Raw genomic sequence first — 26,639 nt, 5'->3', positions numbered from 1 at the left:
TCACCACGAAGAGACTAGGAGGACACGCTGCTGAACACTCGACCGAAACGGCGCTCGCGCCGCTGGTATTCAATCAGCGCGACCAACGTTTCGCGTCGACGGAAATCCGGCCAGAGAGTCGGGGTGAAGTAGAGTTCCGTATAGGCCAGTTGCCATAACAGAAAGTTGCTGATTCGCGTCTCCCCGCTGGTCCGAATCAGGAGATCGGGATCGGGGAGATCGTGGGTATAGAGCGCCTGCTGCATGACCCGTTCGTCGATCTGGTCGATCGAGAGCCGGCCTCCTTGTACGGCCCGCGCGAGATCCTTGGCCGCATCGACCAGTTCCGCCCGGCCGCCGTAGCTGAGGGCGACGTTGAGGATCAACTTGTCCAGATGCGCCGTTTCCCGTTCGGTGGTGCGTACCCATTGGAGCGCCGACGCAGGCAGTGCCGTCACACGGCCGATCGTTTGGAAGCGTACACCCTTTTCGACCAGGCTCGATCGCTCGGTCGAGAGATAATGCTCCAAGAGACCCATCAATGCCGTGATTTCCTGGGCCGGCCTGTTCCAGTTTTCCTGAGAAAACGCATAGATCGTCAGGATGTTAATGCCGAGTTCGAGCGAGAGCGAAATGAGCTCACGCACGGATTTGATGCCTTCCTGATGTCCGGCGATGCGGGGCAGCCCTCGGAGCTCAGCCCATCGACCGTTGCCGTCCATGATCACGGCCAGATGTTTGGGCAACAGGTCCGGGTCGAGTTGCGAGAGCAGATCAGAGTCGGGGGGTGGCTCAATGTCGGGGGATTGCGGATCGTTCATGGAGCGGTGTGGGCACCTGTTGCTGATGCACGTATGTTCTGCAGCGGAAGCCCTAATCTCGTAGGCCGAGTCTAGCGGTGAGGTCTGGTAAAGTCAAACAGTATTTCCCGATTTCGCTGTATTTGCAGATGGTTCGAACGTGTTCGCATTGCGCCTCCGGAAATGAGTACGTTATACTCACGCACCGTTAGCCCGCATGATTCATGACGGTTCGTCGCGAAATCGTTGGGCCGCGTGGCGAGACCGGCGCGCGGAGCCGGGAGGGCCCGAATCGTACTCGTGCAGTACGTTGAGGGGCCGAGGGGCGAGCCCGCCGGCCGAAGGCTCGTCGCAGTAGCGGATCGGCGAGTGCAGCAGAAGCGCTCATGAATCATGCGGGTTAGGAGAGGAGAATTTTCATGGCCAAGGACGAGTCGGGGGCATTGGCGCGTTTCGGGGTCACCGATCGAGACATCGAGCAGGCGTTGGGACGGGTCAAGGTTTCCAATGTCGACTATGCCGACCTCTATTTCGAATATTGTCAGTCCGAGTCGGTCTCCATGGAAGAGGGGATTGTCAAACGGGCGACGAAGAACATCGGTCAGGGTGTCGGGGTGCGGGCGACAGCCGGCGAGAAGACCGGATTTGCCTATTCCGATGAGCTGACCTCCAAAGATCTCAATATCGCTGCCGATACGGCGCGGTATATCGCAAATTCCGCTCAAGGGGCCGCTCCCGTTCCCGTCACGCATCGACCGGCCCTGGCGCGTAATCTCTATCCTCACGATCGCGCGCATGTGGAAGTTGCGACCCGGGATCGCGTGACACTCTTGAATGCCATCGACGCGGAAGCCAGACGCTACGATCCGCGGATTAAGAATGTCATGGCTGCGTACAACACCGAATACAAGGTCATGCTGGTGGCGACGTCCGACGGGTTGATGGTCGGCGACATTCAGCCGTTGTCCCGGCTGCAGGTGACCTGCATTGCCGAAGAGAATGGAAACCGCCAGGTAGGCACCTTCGGCGGCGGAGGCCGGATCGGTTTAGAATATTTCCAGAACGATCAGCGGTATCTGCAGTTTGCCAGGGAAGCGGCTCGAGAGGCGATTCTGAACCTTAGCGCAGTTGATGCTCCGGCAGGGGTGATGCCGGTGGTGCTGGGCGGAGGCTGGCCCGGGATTCTGCTGCATGAAGCGATCGGCCATGGGTTGGAAGCAGACTTTAACCGCAAGAAGACCTCGGCGTTTTCCAGCCTCGTGGGGAAACGCGTGGCTTCAGACGTCTGTACGATCGTGGATGACGGAACGCTCCCGTTCCGGCGTGGCTCGTTGAATGTGGACGACGAAGGAACGCCGACCAGCCGCACCGTACTGATCGAGCGGGGAATTTTGCGCGGCTACATCACCGATAAGTTGAATGCGCGGCTCATGGGCATTCCCGTGACCGGCAACGGTCGGCGGGAAAGTTATCAGAGCGTGGTGTTGCCTCGCATGACCAATACCTTCATGTTGGCCGGGGAATCCGACCCGCAAGACATCATCAGGTCGGTGAAAAAAGGATTATACGCCGTCTCGTTCGGCGGCGGGCAGGTCGATATCACCAACGGGAAGTTCGTATTCTCGGCCAGCGAGGCCTATCTCATCGAAGACGGGAAGATCACCCAGCCGGTGAAGGGTGCGACCTTGATCGGCAGCGGTCCGGAGATCCTGACCAAGGTCTCCATGGTGGGACATGATTTGAAGCTCGACGAAGGCATCGGCACCTGTGGAAAGGAAGGGCAGTCGGTGCCGGTCGGCGTCGGGTTGCCGACCATTCGGATCGATGAAATCACTGTCGGCGGAACGAAAGCATAACCATGACACGTGAGATCGCAGCACCGGACTATACCAATGTCGCCCAGGATCTGCTGGCTCGAGCCGCGAAACAGGGGGCGACGGCAGCGGACGTGATGGTTGCCGATGGGGAGACGCTCTCGGTACAAGTTCGAATGGGAGCCGTCGATCGTCTGACGAAGGCGCGTGAGAAACGGCTGGGGTTGCGGGTTTTTTTCGGCCAACGCTCCGCCAGTGCCTCGACCTCCGATTTTTCTGCCGACTCTCTCGATCGGTTCGTAGGAGAGACCTGCGCCCTGGCCAAGGCGGTCGTTGAGGATCCCGTGTCTGGATTGCCCGAGCCGGGGCACTATGCCGCGGAGTGTCCGGATCTGAACATCTACGACGCGACGAAACTACAAACCGATCAGCAGATTGATCTCGCGCTTCGCGCCGAACGGGCCGCGTTTGCCGCTGATTCTCGTATTACCAACTCGGAAGGGGGCGAGTGCGATTCCTCCTCAGGGCGGATCATCCTGGCCAACAGTCACGGATTTTTGGGTCAGTATGCCAACAGCAGCTTTTCCTTGTCGGTCTCGCCCATTGCCTCCAACGAGACGGGCATGCAGCGAGACTATTGGTATGGCGTCAATCGCGCGTTCTCGAAGCTGGAGAGCCCGGAGGCCATCGGGCAGGAAGCCACAAGACGGACGGTCCGAAAACTGGGGGCGCGTAAAGTGCCGACCGGTCGAGTCCCGGTGATTTTCGATCCGGAGGTGGCGGGGAGCCTCCTCAGTCATCTCTGCAGTGCGCTGTCGGGGTATGCGCTCTATAAAGGTGCTTCCTTTCTCATCGGGCAACTCGGCCAGCAAATCGCGCCGGACTTTGTGACCATTTATGACGATGGACGGATGCCTGGTGGGCTTGGTACGCGGCCGTTCGACGGTGAAGGACTCCCGACGCGGAAGCAGGCGATGGTGGAACGCGGCCGCCTGACGAGTTATTTATTGGATACCTATTCGGGGAAAAAACTGGGGCTGCCATCCACGGGCAATGCATCGCGCAGCATCGGGGAAAGTCCCTCCGCCGGCCCAACCAATTTCTACATGGTGCCGGGAACCACCGGGCCGGAGCAGATTCTCGCAACCGTGAAACAGGGACTCTATGTCACCGATTTGATCGGGTTCGGGATCAATATGGTGACCGGAGATTATTCACGCGGCGCGAGTGGGTTTTGGATCGAGAACGGGGAGTTGGCCTACCCGGTCGAAGAGATTACCATCGCCGGCAACCTCAAGCAGATGTACGCCACCATCGAGACCATCGGGTCCGATTTGGTGTTCCGTGGACGGATTGCCAGCCCGACTGTGAAGATTACGGAAATGATGGTGGCGGGCAACTAGATCGGTTGGAAGGCCGGTGATGCGCGGCCGGGCTCATGCTCAGGGCGCTCCGCACTCGGCGATCAGCAATTATCAGCAGACAGTAAGGAAACACATTATGGCGCTGGATGCCGAACTCGGAAAAAGCATGTTGCAATTGATCACCTCACGGTACGACGATCGACATTGGCGGAAGAAAATTGAGAAGACGCTCAGTTTGCCCCAGAGCGGAGTCGGTGATGAGCGGCAGCAGCAGATTTTTCTGTACCTGAAGTTGAATCTTAAGGCGTACAAGTCCAGGCGGGCTGATCCGGACTCCTGGATTCTCGGTGGGTATGCCACGAAAGAAGTGATCGATCGGGCAAAGTTCCAGCCCCATCTCGTCGGGCAGGGGATAACAGCCGAGGATGTTGCCCTTCTGGGAACCGATCCGGGGCCGGACATTGATGAGGCCTGGTGGGAAGAGATGCTCGTGCAGTGGTTCGGCGCTCCGGAGGATGAGGCGGCAGTGGAACCAACGGCAGAGGAAACCGCTTCCGAGGCCGGCACTGAGAGCAGCTCTGCCCGTAGCTAATTGAACTTCACGCCGCCGTCCGCCCTTCCTGTTCAGGCGAGGCGGGCGGCCCTTCTTCTTCTCGCTACGATCCGAATAAATCCATCTGTTGGGCAGCGGCGGCCGGACGCTCGATCTGGACCGTGTGTGCTGCGCCGGACGAGGCTGCTGTCTCCGGTTTAGCAGGCGTGCTGTGCCGGTCGAGAAACGCCTTCAGTTTCTGGAAATCCTCACGCAACGGCGGCAGCATGGCGGCCTGATGCAACGCTGCGGCTGGATGCAGCAGGGGAAAGAGCACAAAATCTTTCAGGTAGAACACCTGTCCCCGCACTCTGGTAATGCCGACTTTACGTTCCAGTAACGTCTGGGTGGCCCAGTTGCCAAGCGAGCAGACAATCTTTGGGCGGATGAGCGCAATCTGTTTCAAGAGGAAGGGCTTGCAAGTGTCGACTTCCTGAGGTTCGGGGTCGCGATTATTGGGTGGGCGACATTTGATCACGTTGGCGATATAGATATCCGCCCGAGAGAGGCCGGCCGACTGAAGCAATTCATTGAGCAATTGACCGGCCGCGCCGACAAACGGCTCCCCTTTCTGGTCTTCGTGATATCCGGGCGCTTCCCCGACAAACATGACCGACGCCTGCGGGTTGCCCACGCCGAAGACGACTTGTCGCCGTCCGAGTGTGGCGAGGGGACAGCGTTGGCAATTGTGCAGTGACGCCGCAAGCTCCTGCAGCGCGATCAGAGGTGAGGACATGGGCGACAGATCCGGGTGGAGAGCCGAATCTTAGTCGTGGTCCCCCGTCTTGTCAACGTGATGCCGGAGGGGAACGGCGAAGATTACCGGTGTGAATCCGGCGGCACGGCAGCGAGCGCGGTGGCGCAACGCTGGCCGCTCAGAATGGCCGATTCATGATTGGCCGGCCATCCCGTGTCGGTCCAGGCGCCGGCGACCAAAAAATTAGTGAAGGGGCTGGTCGAGAGTGGTCGGAATTGTTGCGCGCCGGGTCTGGCCGAGAGCATGGCCGACGGCAGGCGGAGGATCTCCGCGTCCAGGACATGGCGGGACGGTGTCTCTGCCGGAAAGGTGGCCGCCACATCTTCCCGTGCGAGTCGGATCAGGTCCTCTTGCGATTGCGGCAGAAGACTCGGCTCTCCGACGGCAATAGCCCAGATCACCGACGCCTGGTTGTGTCGTGTCTCATCGGCGTGCCGGATCATCCAATGGAACGTTTTCCCTTCCAAGAGGACGAGCTGTGTGTGGTCAGCCGGTCGGTCGAGGTGGAGGCGAACCACCAGCATGGAGGATTCGCTGAGGTGGCTCAGTTGTTGGAAATAGGCATAGTGGGTCACGACCCGTTCCGGCAGCAGCGGGGTCAGCCGGTTGTGGGGCAGTGCGGAGATGTACCAGTCGGCGGTGAGCCTGGTGCGATCCGTCAGTTCGACATTCGTCACACGGTGTTGGGCAAAGTGCAGTTGGGCGACTGGTGCAGTCATCCGAAACTGTACTCCCAGTGTATCGAGACGCGCCTTCAGCGGCGCCAGCAAGAACGTATCGACTCCCTGCGGAGGCACGATCAGCTTCGTGGCGCGGGCGCCGGTGAGAAAGCATCGCCGCAGGGTACGCATGAACAGGCCTGCGGACACCATCGGTAGCGCGGCTCCCAACAACAACCGGGCGAGACTGTTCCAGACGCCGTGTCGCGCCGGCTCGGACTGGCCGATGCTCGTGAGCCATTCGTCGGCGGCTCGTGTATCCAGGTCGTTCGGCAAGGGCGGATCCTGTTCCCACGTCCGCTCGAGAAAGGACAGCAGGTGCCAACGATCACGCATGGAGAGGCCTTGGAAGAGAGTCGTTCCGAGCAGGGTATTGAGCGGGCTGGGCAGGGGAAGGTGGAGAAACTGGACGCGGGCGCCGGTGGCTTGCAGGAATTCGAGCGGCGTGTGTCGCAGCTGTCGAGCGGCGAAGTCGGTGCCGAGGTTGTGAAGGAGTGACCAGGTGGCGTGGTGGGCTTCGAGGAGAATCGGTGGCGGCGCATGGCGGAGGCGTCCGCCTACTTGGTCGGCCTGTTCGAGGATGGTGACGGCATGCCCGGAGGTCGCAAGGTGCAGGGCCGCGGTGAGGCCTGCGAGTCCTCCGCCGAAGATGAGCACCTGACGGCTCATGGAGTGGTAGACGGTAAGCGCGAGCGTAGCCAGACGCCGGCGGCCACCGCCAATCGATGGCTGGAGGACAGGGTGACGCGATCTCCCAGCACGCGATATCCGGATTCCTCGATGCGCTGCAGAATTCTGCCGTACACGCCGCGCATGATTTCAGCCACGGTCAGGGCCTGGCGTTCATTCCGCGGCAGCGACTCCAGGGCCCGTGCGGCCTTGGCGTAATACTCCTTCGCCCGCGCGACTTCGAATTTCATGAGGTCCGTGAATTCAGGCTTGTATCGCCGGTGAAGGAGGTCTTCCTCCCGATAGCCGAAGCGCGCGAAGTCTTCCTGAGGTAGGTAGACGCGGCCGCATTCAGCGTCGTTGCCCAGATCGCGCAGAATGTTGGTCAATTGAAACGCCATGCCGAGATTGACCGCATAGTCCTGCGCCCGAGGTGAGGTGGTGCCGAACACATGGAGACAAATCAACCCCACGACCGAGGCGACACGATAACAGTAGAGCGATAACTGATCGAAGGTGGCATAGCGCTTGGTGGTGAGGTCCATCTCCACGCCCTTGATGAGTTCCTCGAAGTAGGTGTGAGGAATGGACAGTTCACGGACATGTTGCGCGAGGCTGATCGTGACTGGAACGGTCGGGGTCCCGTCGTACGCCGCGGCCAGTTCCCGACGCCAGCGTGCCAACTCCTCTTGGGGGTGGCTGCCGGGAGGCGGTTCATCGACCGCGTTATCCACCTCTTTGCAGAATGCGTAGACGGTGTACATGGCGTCTCGCCGGGCCTTGGGCAGAAACAGGAACGAGTAGTAAAAGTTGCTCCCGCTTTTCTTGGTGAGGGTCGTGCAATAGGTTTGGGCTTGAGTCGGTGTCATCATTTTGTCATCGGGGTGGATGTCTACGGCATTGCAAGTCGTTCGACGGTAGCCGGGAGGCGGCGGGCATAACAGGTTGGGTGAAGGATGGCGGCCAGTTGTTCGACCCCATCAACCAATCTCGGGCCGGGGCGGCTGAAGTAGGAGAGGGCATCGACCAGATAGACCTCGCCTCGTTGGACAGCCGGAAGGTGCTGCCATCCAGGATGTTCAGTCACTGCGGTCAATTCGGCTTTGGTGCGTGCGACGGTGAAGCCGCAGGGCATCAGCACGATCACATCTGGGGCGCAACCCGCGAGCGCCTCCCACTCAATGTTTCGGGAGGGGGTTCCCGCAGTCGCCAGCGCATCTGTGCCGCCCGCGGCTTCCACCATGTCGGGCACCCAATGGCCGGCGCTGTAGAGCGGGGAGAGCCATTCCAGGCAGGCGACCTTCGGGCGTAACGGCTCTGCACGTACCGTGGTTCGGAGCGCATCGAGTCTGCGGCGCAGGGCGGCGGCTAACTGTCTTCCGGCCTCTTCCCGCTCCATTGCACCACCAAGCGTTTCAATGTCGCGCAGCACATCGTCCAGCCGATGCGGATTGAGCGTGACCATGCGCGGCGGCGGCGACAGGGTCTGCATGACCCGGGCGAGCTGTGTCGGTGTGATGGCACAAACATCACAGAGATCCTGCGTGATGAGGAGATCCGGCTTGGCGGCCAGGAGTCGCGCCTCGTCCAACTCGTAGAGCCCGGAACCACCTGAAAGCCACTCGCCGACCTGTGCATCGATCTCTGCGCTCGAAAGCGCGTGGCTGTCGATGCGTCCACGCACCATCACCGGAACATGGGCCAGGGTCTGGGGCGTGTCACATTCATGGCTGATGCCGACGAGGTGGTCTTGGAGCCCGAGTGCGGCCACGACCTCAGTGGCTCCGGGTACGAGCGAACAAATGTTCATGAGTGCCCTTGCGCCGGTCCCCACAGTCGTGACTGGAGGTCGGAGAGCCGTGTGTCGGCGAGGGAATGGGTAATCGCGTCGGCCTCACCCAGGTCCTGCACGGTGTGGGTGTTGGCGACGGCCAGCACCTTCATGCCTGCCGCCCGTGCGGCCCTGATGCCGGGCAAGGAGTCTTCGATCACCAGGCAGTCTTGCGGGGTCAACGTCGGTTGGGCCGGCTGTCGATTCAACCCGGCCATGGCATGGAGAAAGGGGTCAGGCGCGGGCTTGCCTCGCATGACGTCCTCGGCGCTGGTGATATGACAAAACGCCTTCCGAAGTCCGGCTTCCTCCAAAATCACTTCGATTTCGTTCCGGAGCGCTCCCGAGGCGATGGCGAGTGGAACGCGCGCGGCGGCGTCATGGACGAGTTCGCGCACCCCCGGGAAAATGGCAAGATGATCCCTGATGGCGGCAAGGTAGGCCTGCGCCTTACGATCCATCAATTCGCCGACGAGCGCCGGTGAGGCCTCGCGCTTGTGTGCCCGCAATGCCTCCAGGAAACATCCGCGATCGTCGAAGCCGAGATAGTCTGCGTAGTACTCCGCCTCTGTCAGCGTGATATCAATGCCGACCAAGACCCGCTGGAGGGCGGCAAAGTGGAGCGGTTCAGTGTCGGCAATCACTCCGTCGAAATCAAAAATAATGGCGCGTAGTTCATTCATAGTTCGTACAGATACATCCTTGTGCGGAGATCCCCGCGAGTTGGGGCCGGTAGAGCGGGCGCGGCATTATAGCAAGGGTAGACCGGCAAAAAAAGACAACGGCCCGTTCCGGGAAGGAACGGGCCGCGGTATGGGAGGCGAACGATCGAGAAGCCGTCAGCGTTTCAGCTTCAAATGGCGTTCGGAGATCCAGCCCTTTTTGCCGTCCTGAGTTCGTACGGAATAGACCCACCCGCGCTTCTGATACTCGCCATCTACAATGGTGAGCGTCGCGCCGGCCGGTACCGTCGTGCTGGTCTTGCTGCCGATGGCGTCGGTGAACAACGGCATGGGGGCCTTGGGTCGAGTAGGATCGGCCACCACCGTCACACGTTGGCTCTCTGCGAACACAGGACCGGCCACGCGCATGGTCGGCGGGGCTGGCTTGACGACCGGTGCAGGAGCCGGGGCGGCAGTTGCTGGGATGGGCTTCGGGGTCGGCGTCTCTACCGGGGCGGCGGGGGCGCTATCAACCACCGTGGGTGGAGCGCTCGTCATCGGCGCCGGGGCCGGTGTTGCGATAGGCGCAGGCGTCGGAACGGCAGCCGGCCTGGGCACGGGCGGGGCGGGGCGTTGGGCCACCGGCGGAGTGGTCTCCGTTCCACCATCAATGTACGGCTGGATGAGTTGCATGGCTCCATCGGGGTCCATGGCTACGTACCCGATGCCGCCCACGAGCAGGAGCAGCAGGATCCACAGCAGCGGTCCTTTGTTCGACCGCTTCGGCTCGTGCATCGGCGGGGCCGGCGGCGGCGCCGCTTCCTCTAAATCTTCTTCCGTAAATTCCAGGTCGGGCTCGGGCTGACTCGCGAACAGGAGACGCCAGTTTGTCCACTCACTGCCGATCGCGGGAATGCCCATGGATGACACCATCGGAGGACCTCCTCATTCGGAACCATCACTCTCTCATCGTAGGTACTTATCACCGGTACTAGGGCCTGTCAATTTTGTTCGAGAAAGCGACAGGATACGTTCCCCGTATCGATCAACGCATGGATGGGGGCTCGCTCTTCAACGGGGAGAACCGGGAGCGCACCACCCGGCGACGGTATCGAGAACTGCGGCGATCGGCCGCGCCTGTCGAGCGGGCAAGGGCTTGCAACTTTGAACAGCGCCGTTGCAGAATCGCCCACCAGATGTGAGCGGGGAGGACGATGAAGTCGTATCGCGAGGAACTCTGGTTCGAGACGAACACCAGACGCGCCTATCTGAATATCACCGGGCAGGTAGAAGCCGCCGTGCGAAAGAGCGGCGTGCGCGAGGGCCTGGTGCTGGTGAATGCCATGCACATCACCGCCAGCGTCTATATCAACGACGACGAGGGCGGGCTGCTCCAGGATTACGATGCCTTTCTCGAACGGCTCGCGCCACAGAAGGCGACGTATCGCCACAACGAAACCGGCGAGGACAACGGCGACGCGCACATCAAACGACAACTGATGGGGCGGGAAGTGCTGGTGGCGATTACGGATGGAAAGTTGGATTTCGGACCTTGGGAACAAATTTTTTACGGTGAGTTTGACGGGCGGCGGCGCAAGCGAGTGTTGGTGAAAGTGATCGGAGAGTAAGCTGCGGGCCTTTATGGGATCGGGCATCGAGATCGATGCCATGAAGAACCGCATTCACGCTTGCCACGTCCCGGAAAGTTTGGCAACATGGACAACAGGATGACCGCATACTGTGCATCGCGACGTCGCATCGACCTGGGAGGCCAGCCATGTTGAGTTGGTCACGACCGGATCCGCTGACGCGAGATTTGATTCACCTGATTAATGCCCGTCGTCACGACCATGGGGATACGGACGCGGCGATCGATACGCTGCAGGCGTTCATCGAGCAAGGGCGAGAACAGGATCTGTTGACGGTTCTGGCCGCGCTCGATGAAGAGATGGCGGAATGGATGTTCGACCTGGTGGCGGAAGCCTCGTGCGCCGTCATCATGGATGGCCCGGACGAAGAGAAGGGCGCCTACGCGGTGATGGCCGCGTTGGAGTTGCCGTTGCAGGCCAATCTGGGGCAGCCGCTCGGTTTGAAAATCGATCCTGTCGCCACGGCAGACCTTCTCCATCGGCATTTGCAGGTTCCCTCTGGCGTGGTTGTGCGCGTGGAGCCTCGCCTGCTGACGGATGCCACTCTCGAAGGCTTGACCCTCCAGGCCTTGAACGAGCATCTCGTCAGTATCGCCGATTCTCAACGAACCCAGCCTATCGCATCCCGGCTCTATCCCCCGGTGGAAAATACGGCATTTCTCTTTTTCCAACTGATTGGGCTGCCTGATCCGGGGTTGCCGGAGGCGTTGGAGGAACCGGAGCGCCGCGCATTGCTCGAAGGCCTGGTGGCGCAATGTTCGGAGCTGGCCCTGGCGCCCGATACGCTGGAAGTGCCGGTGTATGCCTCCTATGCGTTGTTCGATGCGCAGAATGCGGTGCGATTACATCGATTGGCCGATGAAACGGCCGCGGTTTGGCGCGACCTCGATCCGATGGTGCGGGCGCGCACCATCGTCCATCTGCATACGCAGTGCGGGAACGGGGTGTATATGCCGGTCTGGACCGACCTCTTCGATCCGGAGCTGCCTGAAGACCATGGTCCTGTATGGACGTCGCCGGATGTGTGGGTGTTCACGGCAGACCTCCCGATCGAATGGCCCGGCGAAATGCTGACGAATCGTTTGCTGGCCGAAGGCTGCACCCGGTTCGAAAATCATATCGTGGAAGCACCGGAAAACTGACCGGTGCCCGGCTCGCGGGCTGTGCTGCGAACCGGGTTGTGCTGTTCACGCGACGGTGAGCGCTCAGCCGCCACGTTGGGTGTCCCACTGATCCATCGGCACCGAATCTCTGTCACCGCGGAGTTCCTTGGCTGGCTCATCCCGAATCGGCGCCGTGATTCTGGTCACATTGCTGAGTTGTCTGGTCCTCGGAGGAGTCTGGGGATTGGTCATCCTGCTTCTGCCGCAGAGCGAGGTGCCGCCCGCGACCGCACCGGTCTCCCCGACTATCCCACCGGTTCCCTCGCCTTCATCCACGACTCCCCTCGTAAACACTGTGCCGACTGAACCTCCACCGCAGGCGGTCGCGCAGACGGTGGGGCCGCCGGTCGTGCAGGAGACCGCTCGTCCGGGCTCGACGGAACGCGGGGGCAACCCGCAGGGTAGGGAGGTCAAGTGTGACCTGGAGATCACCGCGCTCTGCCCCGAAGAAGAGGGAGAGCGTCACGCTTGTTTGCAGCGCAAGACGGCGCAACTGTCCCAACCCTGTCGACCAATGCTGCGGGAAAAGCTCGTACGGATGAAAGAGCGCATGCAGCAGCTGCGTGTCGCGTGTGAAGCAGACCGACGTCAGTTTTGTCGAGACGTGCCCGCGAGCGGCGAGGGGCTGGTCCAGTGTTTGGAGTCCCACGCCCAGTCCGTTTCCGACCAGTGTTTTCAACTGTTGCCGAAGCGTGGACGGTTGCTCAACTGAATCGGTGTGTGGCAGGCGCCGCGGGCGGGTCCGGCTGATGGTGGGCAGAGGCAGGCGTACCGAAAGGCAAAGGCCACCCTCTTGTTCAGATGTTCGGCGACGGTGCGTTTCGGTCTTGCAGGAGGAATCGCATCGTAATCCCGGCCACTTCCAGGACATCCCCATGTCGTAACGCCTGTTCTCCTTGCATCAGTCGACCGTTGATGAGAATGCGTTTCCCGCTCTCCGTCTGGCTCACGAGGTAGCCCTCGCCCTTCCGGTTGATGACCGCCGCGGTTTTCGGTGCAAACCACCCGGTGAGGGTGATGACGGCATCATCCTGCGCGCCGACCAGCGAGACTTGTCTGGTCAAATGGTACTGTGCCTGCCCGGTGTTGCCGGAAAGAATTTCCACGATTCCGATTGTGCGATCAGTCGCCGGGACCTTTCCCTCAGCCCGACATGACACGACTGCGCCTCTGTTCCCGTTGATCGGCTGTTGGGCGGGAGTCGATCCCGTAGCTGCCCTGTAGTCCTGTCGGAACATCAGGCGGTGTGTGCCGAGGCGGATATTGTCTCCGTCATGGAGCTGCCGACGGTCGATGCGTTGTTCGTTGATGAAGGTGCCGGCGGCGCTTCCCAGGTCCTCCAGGAACAGCACGGCTTGCACCGCGATGATTCGAGCATGGCGGGCCGAGATCGCGATGTCGTCCAGGCAGAGATCGTTGTCCTGTCTCCGTCCTATGCTGAAGGGGGTGCGGGAGATTTCATAGACTCGGACGCCGCCTTGCGGCGGACTCGCCAGAAGCGTGGGAAGTGAGTGGGGCTGCGACATGGACGTTCCTTAGTGCGGATCCATCGTGGGGGAGAAACGGAATCGGCCGTAGAGGCGGTCCCACAGGCCGGACTCCCGCCGTGTCACCTTGACCACCACAACAGTCGTATTGTCCGATCCCCCGGCGTCGTTCGAGAGGGCGATGAGCCGGTTCGAGACCGCCTGCAGATTGGACGATTCCAGGACGACCTGGAGGATCGAGTCGGCGGAGACACCGGCGGTCAATCCGTCCGAACAGAGGAGAAACAGGTCGCCGTTCATGAGGGGAACCTCCCCCAGTTCCACATCCACCAGGGGGTGGACTCCGATGGCGCGGGTCAGCACATGTTTGTGTGCGGCGCGCATGGCTTCGGCATCGGTCAGCAATCCGGAGCGCACCTGCTCGTGCACCAGGGAATGGTCTTGGGTGAGCAACCGAATCGCCTGGTCACGGATGAGGTAGAGCCGGCTGTCTCCGACATGGGCGATCGACACCATCGACTCCGTAAGCCAGGCGGCGACCACCGTCGTGCCCATTCCGGCATAGGCCGGGTGGTGCGTGGCCTCTTGATGGACTTGGTGATTGGCCAGCTTCACGGCACTGGCCAAGCAGTTCGTTGCGGTCGACCACTCAGGCCGGACGCTGCCGACGAGCGGCAACGTCGGATCGGCGGTGGCTGCGGCCAGGTGTTGCGGGATCAGCGCCACGGTACGGCTGCTGGCGACTTCTCCTGCTCGATGCCCACCCATGCCGTCGCAGACAAGAAACAGGCCGGTGGCGGGATCGGCATGAAAGCAGTCTTCATTGTGGTGCCGGATGAGCCCGATATCCGAGGCGGCTCCATGTGTGATGTGCCAGGCATGCATGGCGGCATTATCTCGGCATGACCTGGAAGATGTCGCGGAGGTCTTGCGCCATGTCGCTCGCATGACGGTAGCGATTCGGAATCTCCTTCTGGAGAGCCCGATCCAGGATGCTTTGGACGCGTGTCGGCAAGTCTTGACGGTACTTCAGAAGCGGCGCATGCGGGGCCTTGGTGATGCGTGTCACGAGCGCGGGCATGTTGTCGGCGTCGAACGGTCGTTCCCCGGTCAACAGCTCGAACAGCACGACGCCGAGCGAAAACACATCGGAGCGGCCGTCCACCTCCCTTCCGGTTGCCTGCTCCGGCGACATATAGCGCGGCGTGCCGACGATCAGACTGGGGTGGGTTTTCGATGCGCTGGCCATTTTGGCGATCCCGAAGTCCATCACCTTCACCACGCGCTGCTTCAGGATCATGATGTTCGGGGGTTTGACGTCTCGATGGACGACGCCTTGGCCATGCGCATAGTCAAGCGCGTCGGCCACGGACGCCACGATCTGCAGCACCTGTTTGGAGGGGAGTAACGTCGATTTCTGACAATAGCAGCTGAGCAGCGTGCCTTCGAGGTACTCCATGGCAATGAAGGCCAGGCCGTCCTGCTCACCGGCGTCGTACACGGTGACGATGTTAGGATGGGACAGGCGCCCGGTCGATTCCGCTTCGCGAAAAAAGCGTTCACGAAACTCTTTGAGCTCCTCCGCGCTGTCGATGTCATCCAGGCGCATGGTTTTGATGGCGACGAACCGTTGAATCGTGGGGTCCTTGCCCAGATACACCACGCCCATCGCGCCGCGTCCCAATTCCTTCATGACCTGATAGCGACCCAGCGTGGCGGGCGCACTCCCGCCGTTCCGGACAGCGGCTGCTCCAACTTGGCGGGCCGGCGCGGGCTCGGCGGCGGCCGATGTTGCCGGTGCCTGGTGTGTCGGCACCGCAGTCGGTTTTGTCTGGCGGCGTGGGCGTCGCGTGAAGGCCTGGGTTAAGGCATCGACATGTCGAACCCAGGCAAACGTCAGCCAGGTGGCCGCGCCGATGAGACCGCCCGTCACCAGCCAGTTGTAGAGCGGCTGCTTCGGCGGGCCGAGCACCGGGATGCCGTGGGCTTCGTAGGCCTGTGAGGCGATGAGGACGATCAGTAACAACGCGGAAGGAAACAGCATGGCGCGGACGAACGTTTGGCCTCTGCCGTTGTCGCGCAGGTCGTCTCTGGCTCGAGTGGCGACGCCCCAGACCATGAGCAGGCAGATGCCGTCGGCGATGAATTGCACGATCTGCGAGACATTCATGCCCAGGGGGCGAATGAAGGTATGGGTAAACAGCGGGAGGGACGCCAGGAACGGTCCCACCAGAAACGCGAGGGCAATGACGATGAAATACGGGCCGATCCAGCCCCAGGATGTGCTCATGAGTTGGCGTGATGCGTCGTTGTGTCTCAGTGTAACGGAAGGTCCGGGAGTGTCAACGAAACGAGGGAATCATGCATCACTGCAGGCGCGGTGAGGCCATGCCCGGGAGGAGTGGGAGTGTCAGGCAGGGGCGACGTGCGTTAGGCGGTGGTTGCGGCTTTTTTCAGCGGATCGAGCAGTTTGTGCGAGACCTTCAATTGGCCACGTCCGATGCCGACCTCGATATCCGGCTTGGTGACACCATGAAAATCGCTGCCGCCGGTCACGAGCAAGTCACATTGTTTGGCCAGATCGAGATACTCGGTCGTCTGGCTCGGCGTATGGGTGCTGTAGTGGACTTCGATGCCTCCCAACCCGACCGTCTTGAGGTCGCGGACCAGTGTACGTAAGCCGTCGGCTGAGGTGCGAACCCAGGTCGGATGGGCGAGGACCGGGACGCCGCCTGCGTCACGAATCCATCGGACTGCGTCGACCGGTTCCGGCAATTCCCGATCGACGAAGGCCGGCCGGCCGTTGGCCAGGTAGCGGTCGAAGGCTTCCTTCGCCGAGGTCACAAACTTCTTCTCCATCAAGAGGCGGGCGATGTGTGGGCGCCCCACGGATTCTGTACCCGCCAGTGCCCGTACTTCCTCATATGTGATGGGGATGCCCAGCTCATTCAGGCGCTGCACGATGCGTGGATTGCGCAGATGACGACTGTCACGCAGCGTCTTCAGGCGTTGCGCCAGCAGGGGATCGGTCCAATCCAGGAAATAGCCGAGGATGTGGATCTCGCTCTCGCCGAGGCGTGAACTGATTTCGACGCCCGGCACGACCTCGATGCCAAGTTCGTGTCCGATCGCCGTCGCTTCAGGAATGCCGTCGACGATGTCGTGGTCGGTGATCGCCAACGCGGCGACACCGGCCTGTTTGGCGAAGTCCATGACCTCACGCGTGGAGAAGCTGCCGTCCGAATGGGTCGTGTGGAGATGAAGGTCGATACGGCTCATGTTGTCTCGGGCCCCGCTTTCTGCGCGACGAGTCGCACGGTATAACTCGGTCCGCTGCCCTGGCCCCCGTCGTGTTCGCCCTCGTCATAGTGCAGCACACGTAGCGGAGACGTGAGGCGAAGGAGTTCGTTCGGTGCCAGGCAGAATTCCCATCGGCGTGGATGGCGATGGCGGAAGTAATTGTCGATGGTGAAGGTTTCGTAGATGAGCATGCCGTTCGGTTTCAGCGCGTCGATGAGCGACGGAAACAGGGGACGGTGCAAGTAATAGGAGACAATGACCGCATCGTAACAGGCCTGGCCAAGGCTCGGTGGGCGATCGGGGTCGGCTTCCAAGTCTAGGACACGTGTCGTCAGTCCGGAAAGATGTCTGACCTTCGCGGCTGCGCCCAGTTCGGCCAGTGCCTCCGCATCCCGGTCGATGGCTTCAACCTGTGATCCCTGTGAGAGGAGATACAGGGTATTGCGGCCTCGGCCTGCTGCGACATCCAGAATGTGGCCTTTGGGGATGCGCCCGAGTTGCTCGACAAGGAACGGCAAGGGCATCGGCTGCGTCGGTGGCGGCGCGCTGCGCGTGCGCTCGAATCGGACCCCGACCGATCCGGCCACCATGGCCAGCGGGGCGTGCAGTTTGCGAATCCACATGCGGAGATGTGTAACGGGGAATTCAGCGAACAACATGTCGACCAACTGCTCGGCGAGGGTTTCGAGGAGTTGGCAGGTGCGGCTGGCGCCCAGGGCCACCACGCGGTCGGCCACGCGCGCGTAGTCGATGGTGTCGTCGAGGCGGTCCGACAGGCCTGCCGGCTCCACCGCCGCGTCCAATTCAAGATCAACGGCGATCAACTGGGGTTTCCGGCGTTCCTCCTCAGTGACGCCGCAGCGGCCGTAAAACTCCAAGCGTTCGATGATGATGCGCGCAGCCATGACGCATTGTCATGGATGGGCTTTTGGACTGTCAAGCAAGGCGGGAGGACGTGAAAGGGCAAACGGGAAACGTGAAAGGTACCTGCGGAAACTATCCCGGAGTATTCATGAATACCGTGGCGAGACGTTTGGCAAGGCCGTTAGCCGGCGAGAGAAGCCGACGGAGTGAGGCAGCCATGGCGGCCGGGGCAAGTTGTACCCTCAGTTCCTGCGCGGCACGAAGGCCCACGACGTGGAGCAGTTCCCGCACTTGATTCGCGATCGGTTGCGCGGGGGAGGCGAGGCGCAGCTGCTTCAGCTCCGATCGATAGAGCTTGCGGCGTCGCCAGGTGGCGTGAATGGCGATGGAGGCGGCGAAGGTGAGCAACAGGGGATTCGGTGTCATGGAAAACAACCATCGCCACCATTCGTACAGTGCCAGCAACGCCAGACAGAGCGGGAGCGACAACGCGTCACCCCATGCGCATTGCAGGGCGCGGATCTGTTCGTCGACGGGTTGGCCGTTCGGGCGGCGGGGCGTCCATTGCAGCGGCGCGCGGCGGTTTTTCGAACTGAACAATCGAGCGGGGCGGAACATTCCGGATACCTCCTGTCGTGAACAACAAGGTTGTCAGGAGACATTCTAGGACAGGTCGGTCGAACGGGATAGCAAAGAGCGAATTTCTGCAGGCGCCGACTCAGTAGTTTTGCCGGGATGCAAGGCATGCTGAACCGGTCGCCGGAGAACGGGACGGGCGGGCAGCGCCGCAATGGTGTGAAGCGGTGACTCAGGGCAGCCGGTGCAGGACGCCTTCCGCGACGACGGCGTTCGGATCGCCGCCCACCATCATGTCCTTGTCGCCGAAGTGGCTGGCCGTGCGTGTCGTGATCCGCAGCTTCAGTCCCTGCGGCACGAGGGTGTATTCGAATAGGGCCGCTTCCTGCTGTTGGTCCAGATAGCCCTGACTCGCGCGCTCGAAGGAGCCGGTGATCCCCACTGTCAATCGTCCCGGGCCCTTCTCTACACGTTCCACGACCATCCGTTGCACGCCGCCACCCGACGGGACGTATTCCACCGATTGACCCACGTGGGACAGCTCCACGTGCCGCGTGAGTCCCTTGTTGTTGGTGTACGAATAGAGGGGAAAGCCCTGCGGACTGAAATCGATCTGGACCTCAGCCTGGCTGCCGTCGGCGCTGCTGAGCAGCCCTTTCCAGACACCGGACATGTCCGCCGCATACAGAAGGACGGAGCACGCCAGCACGACGACCGTCATGGCGAGTGTCACGAGAGACTTGCCGATCATGAGCCTGACCTCCCAGAGCCATCTCACAGGGAACGCCGCGCTTCTTCCTCAGACACTGAACGGTTGCTGTCGTAGAAATTTCGCGACGGCTCCCAGCGTGAACAGATTGGGTGTCTGGCTGGCCGGTAATTCGGCCCGGACGGCCGCGTGGAACTTGGCGTAGTTCCCGCGATACGTGCCATGGTTCCAGACGTTCAGCACCTGTTCGGTGAAGGCGCCGTTGTGCTCGCCGTCCATCGAGGTCTGGTTGTCCTGGCAGCCCGAGATCAGGATCACGGAGGCTTTGAAGTTTTTGGCGATCGCCGTCAAACGCGGACTCACGGCCAGTTGCGCCAGCACACTGTCCGGATCCACGGCCGCCTTGCCCGCCACTTTGGCCACGTCCCGCTGGACCTTGTCGTAAAACTGCTGGTGCTCGCGATAGGTGCGGAGGGCAACGGCAGGCGGCATCATCTTCGAACGGCTGGCCGGGGCGGCGCCAACGGGGGTTCGTGGCCTGGCGCGGGTCACGGTGCCGCTGTGGCAGCTGTCGGAGAACACCAGAATGCGCACGCCCGCCGCGAAGCGACTGAGTTCAAGGTACAACTCGTCGTCGATCAATTGGCCGTCGAAGAGACACCAGGTTTCATCCTGTTTGTCCGTTTCTTCGCCTGTGACATCGGGCACCTGTCCGCCGTGTCCGGAATAGGTGAGAAAGAAAAGGTCGCCCTTCTTCAGCTGCTTCACCGCTTTTCGCATCGCGGCCAGCGTTTTCGCGCGGGTGCCTTGCTTGGTGAGCAGCACCGTGGACTTCATGCCCTGCGATTTGGCGATGGCCGCCATGTCCTTGGCGTCGAACTCGCAAGCCGTCAGGTCGCCGCTCCATCCCCCATAGGCGGAGGGGCTCACCGCATTGAGGCCGATGTGCAGCGACAGTGCCTTCGGTTTGCTGACGGATGATGATGTGGTGTTGGCCATGGGTCCCTCCTTGGTCGACCGGATCGATGTCGTGCGGCTACGTGGAAATAATAGCGAATGATGGGCGGTACGGTAATCGTTACGACGACATCTGTCAACGGAGTCGCGTGGAAAATACGGGTATTTCATGCAAGGGCATCCCGCGATGTCGACGAACTCGATGGCGTCTTCTCCCCTTGCCCTGACCGCCCGCCGCAGACCCAGCCTGATTCGCAAAGAAAAATAATTTTTGGCTCGCCCTGAACTGTGACCCCGGATGTCACACCGCAGTGGTAGGGTCGGGGGCAACGAACCGTGGAGTGCTGATGGACTATGGCTGATGGTCCGAGGGGGAGGCAGTGACGCGGCGCTCGGCCTCCCCGGAAGGGTCAATGCTCAGTGCTCAATGTTTGATCGAACATTCATCATTGAAAATCCACCATGGGTCCGCAATGCGAGGCACGTTTCACGAGAGCGGCCCTAGGTATTTGCCTGGTGCGAAATGGCCTATTTCTCGCGGGACGCGCGTCCTGGTTCTTGCTACAGTGCGCTGCCGATCGGAGGACCGCATGGCGTGGAATGACGAAGCGCGGGTCAGGTGCCGGTTCGCATTCACCTGTCCGCAGCAATGGAGCAAGCTGCAGCCGACGGAGCAGCACGATGTGCGGCATTGTGCTGCATGCAACCGCAATGTACACCTCGCGCTGTCGGAGGCAGACGCGCGGCGACACAGCGACGAAGGCCGATGCATCGCAGTGCCGGTGGCGCGGGAGGATGAGGCAGCCGATCCTGATGAGTCGTGCTGGGTGGTGGGGCTGATGGAGCAGCCGTATGACGCAGAGAAGGAAGAGTAGGCCTTTTCAGATGAATACAGGATGTTGTCGGTGATGAACAACGTTCTGCGAAATCTTTGGGCCAAAACGTCTCGCGATCAGGACGAACGATGGCATCCGCTTATTCTCCACATGCTGGATGTTGCTGCAAGTGCAGAGGCCATTCTGCTTCGTGAGCCCGATTCGACTCGTAGGAGGATGGGCGCAATATTAGGGCTGGAGTGGGAGGAAGCCAGGCCGTGGTTATTGCTCCTCATAGCCTGTCATGACTTGGGAAAGGGTTGTCCTGGGTTCCAATGCAAGTGGAAGAATCTGTCCGGGCTGGATTCAGGAAGAAGCCCGAATACCGACATCAATCATGCCTTTGTCAGTCAAATCGCCTTGGCTGAATGGCTTCAGCAGCAACACTGGCCATATGACTTGTCTGACTTAGTCGCTGATGCAGTGGGGTGTCACCATGGAGAGCGAGCTTCTCCAAGCATGCTCAATGACTTGACGGGCAACAGGCGGGCTATCGGAAAACCTGAGTGGAGTGATGTGCGTCGGGGATTAATTGAAAGCCTTAGAGAGGTCCTTAAACCGACAATTGCTCCCACAAAAGGCAATCTGTCCGGCCCTGACTTCATGCTGTTGTCTGGGCTTACAAGTTTTGCCGATTGGATTGGGTCGAACGAGGAGTGGTTTGCCTTCGGAACTCCTCATGACTGCGGCGATTTGAACGCGTGGTTCGAATCTCGAAGCGTTTGTGCTGAGCACGCTCTGAATGCAATCGGATGGGGATCAAGAACGCCACTTGGTAAAGAGTCAAAGCCCTTTCGGGAGGTATTTGGTTTTTCCCCTCGCCCGTTACAGCAGGCGGTTGCCGAAGCACTCGCGGATCTGACAGCCCCGGCCATTTTATTGCTGGAAGCACCCATGGGCGAGGGCAAGACGGAGGCAGCGTTCTTTGCCCATCTAGAGTTACAGAGGAAGTTTGGGCATCGCGGTCTCTATGTCGCCTTACCGACCAAAGCTACGGGCAATGCGATGTTCACCCGAACTCTCAAGTTTCTGCGTGACCAAGGAGTCAATCGAAGGCTCGATCTGCAATTAGTACATGGTGGCGCATTACTTAACGATACATTTCAGAAGTTGAAAGTGTCCGGCATCTGGGATGAGAAAGAGGGGCAGGTACGGGCTGGAGAATGGTTCACGAATAAAAAGCGGGCGCTACTTTCTGAATATGGAGTGGGAACGGTAGACCAGGTGCTGTTGCCTATTCTGCCGGTGCGACACAACTTCGTCCGTCTCTGGGGTCTTGCGAATCGCGTGGTTGTCTTCGATGAAATCCATGCCTATGATGCCTATACTGGCACTCTCTTAATTCACCTGCTCCGCTGGCTCCTGGCGCTCGGCTCCTCAGTGGTCTTACTCTCAGCCACTCTTCCACCCTCGATTCGTCGAAAGTTGGCCTCGGTTGTAAGTAAGACAATGTCTGCCCAAGAGGTGTCATACCCTCGGCTCACCGTCTTCCAGCAAGGTGAGTCAGTATTCCAGAAGCATTTTCAGGCTGATCCGGCGCGCCGCCAGACAGTGCGCTTGCAAGCCATCGCTCCAGATCTATCCGATATCCGTGTTGCACTAGAGTCGCATCTCACTCAGGGCGGAATGGGGCTGGCGTTGTTGAATACGGTGCAGCGGGCCCAAGACGTATACCGGCTGTTTCCCGCTGGTGAGCCGTTGATGCGCGAGGGGCACCGAGTCGGCAAGCGTCTGTCAGACGGAACGGAAGTATTCCTGTTCCATGCTCGTTTCCCAGCAGACAGGCGGCAACAGCGGGAAGAGCAGGCCTTGAAGTCGTTCGGGAGGCTGGGGGCACGGAGTGGTAGGAAGATCCTTATTGCCACTCAAGTAGCAGAGCAGAGCCTTGATTTAGATTTCGATATGATTGTAACCGACTTGGCGCCTATCGACCTCGTCCTTCAACGTGCGGGGCGTTTGTGGAGGCATGCGAGGACAACCAGGTCTGTTTCCGAGCCGATGCTTCTGGTAGCTGGGTTACTAAGCGACGAACCACCTTCCTTCGGGAAACCTCTCTGGTGGGGTTCTGTCTATCATGAGGACATCCTGTTGCGTACATGGAGTCTGTTACGGGGGAAACAGCACCTCACGCTTCCGGATGAAATCGATGTGCTCGTGGAATCCGTGTATGAAGAGAAGGTGGATGTGCCTGAGTCGCTGAAGGAGAGATTGGATAAAGCCTTGATGGGCAGTGATGGAAAGACTATTGCACGCACGGGACAGGCAAATCAGGCCATCATTGGTTTGCCCGATGATGCTTCGTGGAATGATCCGGCGAGGTTCGTGCTCTACGATGAAGATGAGCCAGGCATTCATCGAGCCCTCATGGCGCAGACAAGACTTGGCGAGGATTCGATTATCGCGATTCCTTTGTTGGCTGATGACGGCTTTGAGTCTAAGACCACACCGGATTTCGCGCAATCCAAAGAATGGTTCTTGCGGGGTGTGAATCTTACGAGAATGGCTGTGGTCCAGAGACTCAAAAAAATGGGAGTGCCAGAAGGTTGGAAGGAATCACCGCTCTTGCGCAGTTGCTTCCCGCTGTTCTTGCACGCTGATGGGCGTTGGGAGGAAGACGCGACCGTGCGACTCGATGACGATTTAGGGATCGTATACGAACCAAAGGAGACAGAATGAGCCGCTTCAACCTCATTGACGAAAAGTGGATTCCGGTTCGATTCCTTAGTGGGAGCCGAGGCGAACTGGGCATTCAAGATGTCCTGCTGCGGGCCAAGGACATTGCCGCGATCGAAGACCCGTCGCCGTTGGTAGTAGCAGCGTTGCATCGATTTCTGCTCGCGGTGCTGTATCGGGCGCTGGAGGGACCAACGGACATCGACCAAGCTAAAGATTTATTTAAGAGCGGCTTGCCGAGCGACAAGGTCACAGCCTACCTGGCCAAGTGGCGGGATCGATTCTGGCTGTTTGATGAGACACGTCCCTTTGGGCAGGTTCCAACCTTTGAGCCGAACATATGGAGATCCTGGACAGTGCTTGCGGCCGAGCATAATGCCGACAATGCCAAGGTGTTGTTCGATCATGTGGATGTAGGGGCACCTGGCGCCATTTCAGAAGCTGCGGCTGCACGCTGGATTCTGGCCACCCAAACTTTTTCTGTAAGTTGTGGAAAAAGTGAACTTTCACATACTGGCACAGCACCTTCAGCTACGGCTGCAATAGTTCTACCGCTCGGAAATGATCTTGAGGATACCCTTCTGTTTTCTCTCATCCCCGAGAACCGAGAAGTTGCCGCTATGGATCTTCCTTTGTGGGAGAGAGAGCCTGAATCAGTGAAGACGTTGAAGGATGGAGTAAAGCGCCCTGCAAATGGTTTTGCCGACCGGTATACCTGGCGAACTCGAGCTATTGTCTTGATGAAGAATGATTCGGGTAGGGTCGATCAGCTTGGTTTTGCCTCTGGGGTTGGAGATTCTTCTAAGGGCCAGATAGATCCTATGCTGGCTTACAGGATTGATGACAAGAATGGAAAGTTGCCAATCCAATTTCGAGACCGGGGTCTATGGCGGGATTTTGATTCGTTGCTGCCTGACTCGTCGCATCTAGGTCCGCTAGTTATAGAACATGCTATTGCGATAACTCGACTCAACCCGAAACGTTTCCCGCGATCCATGATGGTTCTCGGCCAGGCGAACAACAAGGCAAAGATCGAGTACTGGCGCATGGAGCGGTTTGTATTACCTGAAGCGTTAGGTGGAGACCGATTCATCCGAACGGAAATCAAGCAGCTCCTTCATGAAGCAGAAGATGCACAAAGATCTCTCTGGTTAGCCTCTCGATCCTACGCGCGACATATTCTAGGTCGAGGGGAGCGAGAACCAGACAAGAACGACGTCAAGAAATTCGTAACGCAGATCACAGCAAATTCCTGGTACTGGTCCACTCTTGAATCGAATTTTCACGAGATCCTACGCGAATACACTCGGGAGCGAGACTCCGGGGACATCCGTTGCCAGTGGCTCATCTCAGTCCGGGCTGTCCTTAAACAGGCATGGGAACAGCATCGCAATTCGGTTTCAATGGGCGATGCCTGGGCTATCCGGGCGCTGGTAAAGGCCGAATGGCCGATACGAGCCAAGCTACGAGAACTCGATGAGGAAATCCTCAAACTTACACCGGCGATGGAGGAAGCATGAGGAGATTTATTGAATGGCTGGAAGGCCTCAATCAGAAAGATACCAAGGTGAGAGCCGTATTACGGCGTAGCCTTGCGTTTGATCCGGGAGCGTTTCCACCCGCGTATCCCTATGTCGAACCCTTTGTGCGGAATGAGAGCGATGAATGGAAGCGGGAGATGCACTATTTGGTTGCCGGCCTTTGGGCTGCACATTGGCGGGAAGGACATGCAGAAGTTCCGACGACTATTGGAAAGGCCTGTGCCGCTCACCAAGCGGCAAGTGATTCCACCAGCACAGAGCGCCGGTTCATCACATTGCTCGATTCGAGCAGTGATGAGTTGCCCCACCGTCTTCGACAGGTAATTACGCTACTCAAAGATTACTCCATCGATTTTGAGGCGCTGCTGACAGGTCTTGTTTATTGGAACGATGGTCAAAAACGAACCCAGAACGGCTGGGCTCGAGATTTCTACAGAAATCTGCAAGACGACACAGAAACAGAAGCAGAATCCGTTACCGAGGAGGAGCAGCCAGCATGAAGACCTTGATCGAAATTCACGCCTTGCAAAACTTTGCCCCATCGAATCTCAACCGCGACGATACCGGCGCTCCCAAAGACGCCTGGTTTGGTGGTAGTCGCCGTGCGCGCGTCTCCAGCCAGTGTCTCAAGCGGGCGGTGCGCCAACACTTCAAGGGATTGGTGGAGAATGGGGGGCTGGCCTCAGATGATTTGGCTCGTCGTACTAAACGTATCCTTGAGCGAATAACCGAATATCTTGTCGCGAAAGGGCACAGTGAAGCTGAGGCTGACGAGAAAACGCGTCAGGCCCTTGCCGCAGTGGAGCTTTCCATTAAGGAGGATGGGAAAAGCGAGTATCTAGTGTTTTTAGGAGAGCGAGAAATCGCCAGCGTTGCCGATATCATCCATGAGAAATGGCAGTCCATTAGCCCAAACAATGCCTCTCCTGTAGCGGGAAAGAAGGCCGGAAAAGCTAAGAAGCAGGCTGCTCAAGGCGCTGATCCTGAACTGAAAAAGGCGCTCGACAAAGTATTTAACGGCGGCAAGGCCGTCGATGTCGCCCTTTTCGGGCGCATGCTTGCCGACATGCCGGAGAAGAATCAGCACGCGGCTTGCCAGGTGGCCCATGCGATTTCGACCCATGCAGTTGAGCGGGAGTTCGACTTCTATACGGCTGTGGACGATTTGAAGCCTGAAGACACGGCTGGCGCAGATATGATGGGCACGGTGGAGTTCAATTCAGCCTGTTTCTATCGGTATGCCGTAGTAGATTGGGACGGGCTGGTGAAGAATCTTCAGGAGGATACCGACCTTGCGGAGAAAGGGTTGAGGGCATTTCTGGAAGGCTTCGTTGTTGCCGAACCGACCGGCAAACAGAATACCTTTGCGGCACACAACCAACCAGAATTCGTGGCGGTGTCCGTTCGTCGTAATACTGCGCCGTCAAACCTTGCTAACGCCTTTGAAACGGCTCTTCGCGTCCGCAAGGAGGAATCGCTTACCCAGGTGTCCGCAGAGAAGCTGGTCGACAAAGCAAAGAAGCTACGCGCAGCCTATGGAAACGCAGGACAAACCTTCGTGTTGAATCTCACGGAGACCAAACTCGATGGCTTTGGGATCTCGGTGAACAGCTTGAAGGAATTACTGGAGAAAAGTCTCGCTGCCGTGAAGGAGTAAC

26 protein-coding genes are annotated in these 26,639 nt (G+C 59.6%); 11 read left to right on the top strand and 15 right to left on the bottom strand.

Annotated features, from left to right (window positions below):
- Positions 1-14 precede the first annotated feature (14 nt).
- A complete protein-coding gene (gene uppS, locus KJA79_RS19735; protein WP_213043810.1) occupies positions 15-800 on the bottom strand; it encodes an undecaprenyl pyrophosphate synthase in 786 nt (261 codons plus the stop codon).
- Positions 801-1,198: 398 nt separating this feature from the next.
- Here uppS and tldD point away from each other — a divergent pair, with 398 nt between their 5' ends.
- The 3 genes from tldD to KJA79_RS19720 all read left to right on the top strand — a co-directional run bounded on the left by tldD (position 1,199) and on the right by KJA79_RS19720 (position 4,549).
- A complete protein-coding gene (gene tldD / locus KJA79_RS19730; protein ID WP_213043809.1) occupies positions 1,199-2,635 on the top strand; it encodes a metalloprotease TldD in 1,437 nt (478 codons plus the stop codon).
- 2 nt (positions 2,636-2,637) lie between these two features.
- A complete protein-coding gene (locus KJA79_RS19725; RefSeq protein ID WP_213043808.1) occupies positions 2,638-3,996 on the top strand; it encodes a TldD/PmbA family protein in 1,359 nt (452 codons plus the stop codon).
- 97 nt (positions 3,997-4,093) lie between these two features.
- The gene (locus KJA79_RS19720; protein WP_213043807.1) at positions 4,094-4,549 is read left to right on the top strand and encodes a hypothetical protein; all 456 of its coding nucleotides are present in this window, start codon (positions 4,094-4,096) and stop codon (positions 4,547-4,549) included.
- Between the two features lie 64 nt (positions 4,550-4,613).
- Here the strand turns inward: KJA79_RS19720 and KJA79_RS19715 are convergent, their stop codons facing one another.
- The 6 genes from KJA79_RS19715 to KJA79_RS19690 all read right to left on the bottom strand — a co-directional run bounded on the left by KJA79_RS19715 (position 4,614) and on the right by KJA79_RS19690 (position 10,120).
- The gene (locus KJA79_RS19715; RefSeq protein WP_213043806.1) at positions 4,614-5,285 is read right to left on the bottom strand and encodes a uracil-DNA glycosylase; all 672 of its coding nucleotides are present in this window, start codon (positions 5,283-5,285) and stop codon (positions 4,614-4,616) included.
- Positions 5,286-5,368: 83 nt separating this feature from the next.
- Positions 5,369-6,694, bottom strand: a complete 1,326-nt coding sequence (locus KJA79_RS19710; RefSeq protein ID WP_213043805.1) for a hydroxysqualene dehydroxylase — start codon at positions 6,692-6,694, stop codon at positions 5,369-5,371.
- Positions 6,691-7,566: a presqualene diphosphate synthase HpnD gene (gene hpnD / locus KJA79_RS19705; protein WP_213043804.1), complete on the bottom strand. Its 876-nt coding sequence runs from the start codon at positions 7,564-7,566 to the stop codon at positions 6,691-6,693. Before hpnD ends, KJA79_RS19710 begins: the two co-directional genes overlap by 4 nt.
- 20 nt (positions 7,567-7,586) lie before the next feature.
- A complete protein-coding gene (locus tag KJA79_RS19700; protein ID WP_213043803.1) occupies positions 7,587-8,504 on the bottom strand; it encodes a cobalamin-binding protein in 918 nt (305 codons plus the stop codon).
- Positions 8,501-9,208: an HAD family hydrolase gene (locus tag KJA79_RS19695; RefSeq protein ID WP_213043802.1), complete on the bottom strand. Its 708-nt coding sequence runs from the start codon at positions 9,206-9,208 to the stop codon at positions 8,501-8,503. Before KJA79_RS19695 ends, KJA79_RS19700 begins: the two co-directional genes overlap by 4 nt.
- A 156-nt stretch (positions 9,209-9,364) precedes the next feature.
- Positions 9,365-10,120: an SH3 domain-containing protein gene (locus KJA79_RS19690; RefSeq protein WP_213043801.1), complete on the bottom strand. Its 756-nt coding sequence runs from the start codon at positions 10,118-10,120 to the stop codon at positions 9,365-9,367.
- A 281-nt stretch (positions 10,121-10,401) separates the two neighbouring features.
- Here KJA79_RS19690 and KJA79_RS19685 point away from each other — a divergent pair, with 281 nt between their 5' ends.
- The 3 genes from KJA79_RS19685 (at position 10,402) to KJA79_RS19675 (ending at position 12,711) form a co-directional block, all read left to right on the top strand.
- Complete coding sequence (locus tag KJA79_RS19685; RefSeq protein WP_213043800.1) at positions 10,402-10,815, top strand: secondary thiamine-phosphate synthase enzyme YjbQ; 414 nt, start codon at positions 10,402-10,404, stop codon at positions 10,813-10,815.
- Between the two features lie 149 nt (positions 10,816-10,964).
- Positions 10,965-11,978, top strand: coding sequence for a hypothetical protein (locus KJA79_RS19680; protein WP_213043799.1), 1,014 nt, complete (start codon positions 10,965-10,967; stop codon positions 11,976-11,978).
- Positions 11,979-12,105: 127 nt separating this feature from the next.
- Complete coding sequence (locus KJA79_RS19675) at positions 12,106-12,711, top strand: cysteine rich repeat-containing protein (RefSeq protein WP_213043798.1); 606 nt, start codon at positions 12,106-12,108, stop codon at positions 12,709-12,711.
- Positions 12,712-12,796: 85 nt separating this feature from the next.
- Here KJA79_RS19675 and KJA79_RS19670 read toward each other — a convergent pair whose 3' ends face one another.
- The 8 genes from KJA79_RS19670 to KJA79_RS19635 form a co-directional block, all read right to left on the bottom strand.
- Positions 12,797-13,525 (bottom strand): FHA domain-containing protein, encoded by a 729-nt coding sequence (locus tag KJA79_RS19670; RefSeq protein ID WP_213043797.1) that lies wholly within the window; start codon positions 13,523-13,525, stop codon positions 12,797-12,799.
- 9 nt (positions 13,526-13,534) lie between these two features.
- Positions 13,535-14,371: a Stp1/IreP family PP2C-type Ser/Thr phosphatase gene (locus KJA79_RS19665; protein ID WP_213043796.1), complete on the bottom strand. Its 837-nt coding sequence runs from the start codon at positions 14,369-14,371 to the stop codon at positions 13,535-13,537.
- A 7-nt stretch (positions 14,372-14,378) separates the two neighbouring features.
- A complete protein-coding gene (locus KJA79_RS19660) occupies positions 14,379-15,776 on the bottom strand; it encodes a serine/threonine-protein kinase (RefSeq protein ID WP_213043795.1) in 1,398 nt (465 codons plus the stop codon).
- A 140-nt stretch (positions 15,777-15,916) separates the two neighbouring features.
- Complete coding sequence (locus KJA79_RS19655; protein ID WP_213043794.1) at positions 15,917-16,765, bottom strand: PHP domain-containing protein; 849 nt, start codon at positions 16,763-16,765, stop codon at positions 15,917-15,919.
- The gene (folB, locus tag KJA79_RS19650) at positions 16,762-17,691 is read right to left on the bottom strand and encodes a dihydroneopterin aldolase (protein WP_213043793.1); all 930 of its coding nucleotides are present in this window, start codon (positions 17,689-17,691) and stop codon (positions 16,762-16,764) included. Before folB ends, KJA79_RS19655 begins: the two co-directional genes overlap by 4 nt.
- A 91-nt stretch (positions 17,692-17,782) precedes the next feature.
- The gene (locus tag KJA79_RS19645) at positions 17,783-18,268 is read right to left on the bottom strand and encodes a hypothetical protein (RefSeq protein ID WP_213043792.1); all 486 of its coding nucleotides are present in this window, start codon (positions 18,266-18,268) and stop codon (positions 17,783-17,785) included.
- 190 nt (positions 18,269-18,458) lie between these two features.
- Entirely contained in the window at positions 18,459-18,977 is a 519-nt protein-coding gene (locus tag KJA79_RS19640; protein ID WP_213043791.1) for a hypothetical protein, read from the bottom strand.
- A gap of 48 nt (positions 18,978-19,025) precedes the next feature.
- A complete protein-coding gene (locus tag KJA79_RS19635; RefSeq protein WP_213043790.1) occupies positions 19,026-19,934 on the bottom strand; it encodes a caspase family protein in 909 nt (302 codons plus the stop codon).
- 548 nt (positions 19,935-20,482) lie between these two features.
- Here KJA79_RS19635 and KJA79_RS19630 point away from each other — a divergent pair.
- The 5 genes from KJA79_RS19630 to cas7e are packed head-to-tail and all read left to right on the top strand — an operon-like array spanning position 20,483 to position 26,638.
- The gene (locus tag KJA79_RS19630) at positions 20,483-20,767 is read left to right on the top strand and encodes a hypothetical protein (RefSeq protein WP_213043789.1); all 285 of its coding nucleotides are present in this window, start codon (positions 20,483-20,485) and stop codon (positions 20,765-20,767) included.
- Between the two features lie 33 nt (positions 20,768-20,800).
- A complete protein-coding gene (cas3, locus tag KJA79_RS19625) occupies positions 20,801-23,443 on the top strand; it encodes a CRISPR-associated helicase Cas3' (protein ID WP_213043788.1) in 2,643 nt (880 codons plus the stop codon).
- Positions 23,440-24,960 carry a type I-E CRISPR-associated protein Cse1/CasA gene (gene casA / locus KJA79_RS19620; protein ID WP_213043787.1) on the top strand — a complete coding sequence of 507 codons (1,521 nt, stop codon included), beginning with the start codon at positions 23,440-23,442 and terminating at the stop codon, positions 24,958-24,960. The genes cas3 and casA overlap by 4 nt, the downstream gene beginning before the upstream one ends.
- On the top strand, positions 24,957-25,481 hold the full coding sequence (gene casB / locus KJA79_RS19615) for a type I-E CRISPR-associated protein Cse2/CasB (protein WP_213043786.1): 525 nt from the start codon (positions 24,957-24,959) through the stop codon (positions 25,479-25,481). The genes casA and casB overlap by 4 nt, the downstream gene beginning before the upstream one ends.
- Positions 25,478-26,638, top strand: a complete 1,161-nt coding sequence (gene cas7e, locus KJA79_RS19610; protein ID WP_213043785.1) for a type I-E CRISPR-associated protein Cas7/Cse4/CasC — start codon at positions 25,478-25,480, stop codon at positions 26,636-26,638. The genes casB and cas7e overlap by 4 nt, the downstream gene beginning before the upstream one ends.
- Position 26,639 lies beyond the last annotated feature (1 nt).

The organism is Nitrospira defluvii (assembly GCF_905220995.1).
GTDB classification, from domain to species: Bacteria; Nitrospirota; Nitrospiria; order Nitrospirales; family Nitrospiraceae; genus Nitrospira_A; species Nitrospira_A defluvii_C.
This window is presented reverse-complemented; position numbering and strand designations above follow the sequence as displayed.

Bases quoted from the DNA above. Each gene is read 5' to 3' on its own strand.
- uppS (WP_213043810.1), bottom strand. From the start codon at position 800: ATGAACGATCCGCAATCCCCCGACATTGAGCCACCCCCCGACTCTGAT.
- tldD (WP_213043809.1), top strand. From the start codon at position 1,199: ATGGCCAAGGACGAGTCGGGGGCATTGGCGCGTTTCGGGGTCACCGAT.
- KJA79_RS19725 (WP_213043808.1), top strand. From the start codon at position 2,638: ATGACACGTGAGATCGCAGCACCGGACTATACCAATGTCGCCCAGGAT.
- KJA79_RS19720 (WP_213043807.1), top strand. From the start codon at position 4,094: ATGGCGCTGGATGCCGAACTCGGAAAAAGCATGTTGCAATTGATCACC.
- KJA79_RS19715 (WP_213043806.1), bottom strand. From the start codon at position 5,285: ATGTCCTCACCTCTGATCGCGCTGCAGGAGCTTGCGGCGTCACTGCAC.
- KJA79_RS19710 (WP_213043805.1), bottom strand. From the start codon at position 6,694: ATGAGCCGTCAGGTGCTCATCTTCGGCGGAGGACTCGCAGGCCTCACC.
- hpnD (WP_213043804.1), bottom strand. From the start codon at position 7,566: ATGATGACACCGACTCAAGCCCAAACCTATTGCACGACCCTCACCAAG.
- KJA79_RS19700 (WP_213043803.1), bottom strand. From the start codon at position 8,504: ATGAACATTTGTTCGCTCGTACCCGGAGCCACTGAGGTCGTGGCCGCA.
- KJA79_RS19695 (WP_213043802.1), bottom strand. From the start codon at position 9,208: ATGAATGAACTACGCGCCATTATTTTTGATTTCGACGGAGTGATTGCC.
- KJA79_RS19690 (WP_213043801.1), bottom strand. From the start codon at position 10,120: ATGGTGTCATCCATGGGCATTCCCGCGATCGGCAGTGAGTGGACAAAC.
- KJA79_RS19685 (WP_213043800.1), top strand. From the start codon at position 10,402: ATGAAGTCGTATCGCGAGGAACTCTGGTTCGAGACGAACACCAGACGC.
- KJA79_RS19680 (WP_213043799.1), top strand. From the start codon at position 10,965: ATGTTGAGTTGGTCACGACCGGATCCGCTGACGCGAGATTTGATTCAC.
- KJA79_RS19670 (WP_213043797.1), bottom strand. From the start codon at position 13,525: ATGTCGCAGCCCCACTCACTTCCCACGCTTCTGGCGAGTCCGCCGCAA.
- KJA79_RS19665 (WP_213043796.1), bottom strand. From the start codon at position 14,371: ATGCATGCCTGGCACATCACACATGGAGCCGCCTCGGATATCGGGCTC.
- KJA79_RS19660 (WP_213043795.1), bottom strand. From the start codon at position 15,776: ATGAGCACATCCTGGGGCTGGATCGGCCCGTATTTCATCGTCATTGCC.
- KJA79_RS19655 (WP_213043794.1), bottom strand. From the start codon at position 16,765: ATGAGCCGTATCGACCTTCATCTCCACACGACCCATTCGGACGGCAGC.
- folB (WP_213043793.1), bottom strand. From the start codon at position 17,691: ATGGCTGCGCGCATCATCATCGAACGCTTGGAGTTTTACGGCCGCTGC.
- KJA79_RS19645 (WP_213043792.1), bottom strand. From the start codon at position 18,268: ATGTTCCGCCCCGCTCGATTGTTCAGTTCGAAAAACCGCCGCGCGCCG.
- KJA79_RS19640 (WP_213043791.1), bottom strand. From the start codon at position 18,977: ATGATCGGCAAGTCTCTCGTGACACTCGCCATGACGGTCGTCGTGCTG.
- KJA79_RS19635 (WP_213043790.1), bottom strand. From the start codon at position 19,934: ATGGCCAACACCACATCATCATCCGTCAGCAAACCGAAGGCACTGTCG.
- KJA79_RS19630 (WP_213043789.1), top strand. From the start codon at position 20,483: ATGGCGTGGAATGACGAAGCGCGGGTCAGGTGCCGGTTCGCATTCACC.
- cas3 (WP_213043788.1), top strand. From the start codon at position 20,801: ATGAACAACGTTCTGCGAAATCTTTGGGCCAAAACGTCTCGCGATCAG.
- casA (WP_213043787.1), top strand. From the start codon at position 23,440: ATGAGCCGCTTCAACCTCATTGACGAAAAGTGGATTCCGGTTCGATTC.
- casB (WP_213043786.1), top strand. From the start codon at position 24,957: ATGAGGAGATTTATTGAATGGCTGGAAGGCCTCAATCAGAAAGATACC.
- cas7e (WP_213043785.1), top strand. From the start codon at position 25,478: ATGAAGACCTTGATCGAAATTCACGCCTTGCAAAACTTTGCCCCATCG.